The organism is Tepidibacter formicigenes DSM 15518 (genome assembly GCF_900142235.1).
In the GTDB taxonomy this organism is placed as follows: Bacteria; Bacillota; Clostridia; order Peptostreptococcales; family Peptostreptococcaceae; genus Tepidibacter; species Tepidibacter formicigenes.
In genome coordinates, this window is sequence record NZ_FRAE01000122.1 from 1 (window position 1) to 2560 (window position 2560).

The window sequence follows — 2560 nt, forward strand, 5'->3', positions numbered from 1 at the left end:
ACTGAATAAAAGTATCAACTATTTTGAGCAACGGAGTCCGTTAGGACTCGTTGGCGACATGAGCCATGCGATAGCATGAAGCGAATTTTTTTATGCTATATCTGCTAATCCTTTACTTTCTCTAAAGGCTTCACTTCTCTTTCGACACATATAGATACAAAATATTTTCCACTTGAAGTTTTTGAAACAGTAGCATTTATTATTCTACCTTCAACGTATCTATGAACTTTTGCTTTTATCCACTTTAATTTAGGTAACTTTATTTTGGCACAAAAAAATAATAGAAGCAAGTTGTGTTTACGCATTCATCTCCCACCTATAGAGGATGGGAGACTTCTGCTAATCGTGTTAAAACCAACTAGGGTCGAAAAAACCATGGCTCTATGGGGTTATACTCTTAGGTTGGCCATGGACTTGTTTACTTTGGAGTCTAAATGAAACGCTCTCAGACCTCATACATGGCTTTTAAAAGGAGTTTCGATTGAAAGTAATATGTTTTTACCTAAAGATATAAAAATAGTCTTAAAACCAAAATAAATGAGTTTTTATGAGGAATTATTTTGTATAAGTTTTTTATATAATGTTAATTTCTCAGAGAATATATGAATAGAAAGTCCTTGAATAAATATATAAATAATAACTATTTAACTAATTTTAACTATTTTTAATATTTTTCGGACAAGTTAATGCATTGAAAATACTAGCTTACAAAAGTTAATCGTGGACAAAAACTATGCTTATAGTGGACAAAAACTACGGATAAAGTGGACAAATTCTACGTCTATAGTGGACAAAAACTATGTTTATCGTGGCTTTTGTTTTGACTTTGACCACCAATGTAAATATAATAATATTGTCTTTACATATTTACTAAAGGAGTTACCACTATGAATGAAAATGGTATAGTAATAAAACATAATAAGTTAATTGAAGCCAAATATGATTTAAATTTAAATGAACAAAAAATTATTCTATATGCTGTAAGTAAATTAGATAGAAATAATAGTAACTTTAATATATTGGAACTTGAAGTAAAAGAGTTTACAAAGCTAATTGGAACAACGACAGATAGGTATTCAGAAATAAGAGAGTTGGTAAGAGAGCTTAGAAAAAAAGAAGTAATAATAAAACTGGATGATAATAACAAACAAAAAGAACTGATAACAGGATGGCTAAGTTCTATAGAATATAAGGGCGATGGAATAATAGAACTTGAATTTTCACAAAAACTAGTTCCTTATTTACTTCAATTAAAAAAGTTCTATACTAAATATGAGATTAAAAATATTTTATATTTAAAAAACAAATATTCTATAAGAATTTATGAACTTTTAAAACAATATCAAACTATTGGTAAAAGAGAGTTTAACCTTGAAGAATTAAAAGATAAACTAGGATGTTCAAACAAATTTAAAGAATTTAGAGATTTTAAGAGAAGGATATTAGATCCTGCAAAAAAAGAAATCAATGAACTTACAGATATAAATTTTGAATATGAAAAATTAACAAGGGGTCGTAAAGTTATAGGAATTAAATTTATAATAGATTATAAAATTGATAAAGAAAAACAAATTATAGATTCCTTATATAGCAAAGAAGAAATACAAGATATAAAAATAAAAAGTGGTCTTGAAAATGAGAAATTCAGTTCAAAACAGATACTAAATATTTATAAAATAGCTGTTAAAAAAACAAACTCAGGAGAGTTAGATCCATTTGAATATATAAAACTCAATTATCAAGAGATCATAAGAAAAAATACAGCTAGAAATAAATTTGCTTATCTAAAAAAAGCACTTGAAGAAGACTTTGCAGGAGCAGCAAATCAAATTAAATACAGTTTTGTATTTAATTAAATTAAAAAGTTAATAGTGGAGAAAAACTATCCTTATCTAATATTGATTTAAAATATTTCAGAATAAATAAAACTATTAAAAGTAGAGAATTTAGTACCTAAAATATAAGAAAATAATAGAAATCTTACAAAGTAAACAACTAATAAACAATAATAAACATAAATAAACTCAATGTTTACATTATCAAATATTTAAAATAAGTAAATTGCCATGGCAGGAGATAATGCACATCAAAAACTACATGAACTAATAGAGCCAATGGGCTATACATCAATAAAAGATATAAGAATATCAGACTTTCAAAAAATAATTGAAATACTAGAAAAAGAAAATATTAAAAATGCTAGTGCCATGGCACTTCAAATATATAAAGCCTAGAGAAATCTAGGCTTTAATCATGCCTTAATATATGTTCTTGATCTTCAAAAATAAAGCCATGGCTATTAATTTATAAATCTATAACTATAGACTTTTTATCTAAATATAAGGAAAAAAGTAATTAGAAGTAAAAAATAATTAAAAAATTGAATTATGGTTGATTTTTTCAAAACAAAAAGTATGTTATGTATTAGAAGAATATATAACATTTTTAAGAAAAAATTAAGGTTCTTTTTATTGTGCAACCGAACATGTGTTTGATAAACTATATACAGTTTCATTTTTTGTATTGGGAGGGATTAAATGTCACAAAAAACAGGATATGG

Annotated in this window: 3 protein-coding genes; 2 read left to right on the forward strand and 1 reads right to left on the reverse strand. The window is 25.7% G+C overall.

What is annotated here, in order from left to right; genetic code table 11:
• Positions 1 to 104: 104 nt before the first annotated feature.
• Positions 105 to 305, reverse strand: coding sequence for a hypothetical protein (locus BUA77_RS14245; RefSeq protein ID WP_072890979.1), 201 nt, complete (start codon positions 303 to 305; stop codon positions 105 to 107).
• Positions 306 to 887: 582 nt separating this feature from the next.
• Between BUA77_RS14245 and BUA77_RS13010 the strand changes: the two genes are divergently transcribed.
• Complete coding sequence (locus BUA77_RS13010; RefSeq protein WP_072890981.1) at positions 888 to 1856, forward strand: replication initiation protein; 969 nt, start codon at positions 888 to 890, stop codon at positions 1854 to 1856.
• A gap of 210 nt (positions 1857 to 2066) precedes the next feature.
• Positions 2067 to 2234 (forward strand): hypothetical protein, encoded by a 168-nt coding sequence (locus tag BUA77_RS14075; RefSeq protein ID WP_159429004.1) that lies wholly within the window; start codon positions 2067 to 2069, stop codon positions 2232 to 2234.
• Positions 2235 to 2560 lie beyond the last annotated feature (326 nt).

What these genes read in the sequence shown, in the direction of transcription:
- BUA77_RS14245 (WP_072890979.1), bottom strand. Translation starts at nt 305, where the DNA reads ATGCGTAAACACAACTTGCTTCTATTATTTTTTTGTGCCAAAATAAAG.
- BUA77_RS13010 (WP_072890981.1), top strand. Translation starts at nt 888, where the DNA reads ATGAATGAAAATGGTATAGTAATAAAACATAATAAGTTAATTGAAGCC.
- BUA77_RS14075 (WP_159429004.1), top strand. Translation starts at nt 2,067, where the DNA reads ATGGCAGGAGATAATGCACATCAAAAACTACATGAACTAATAGAGCCA.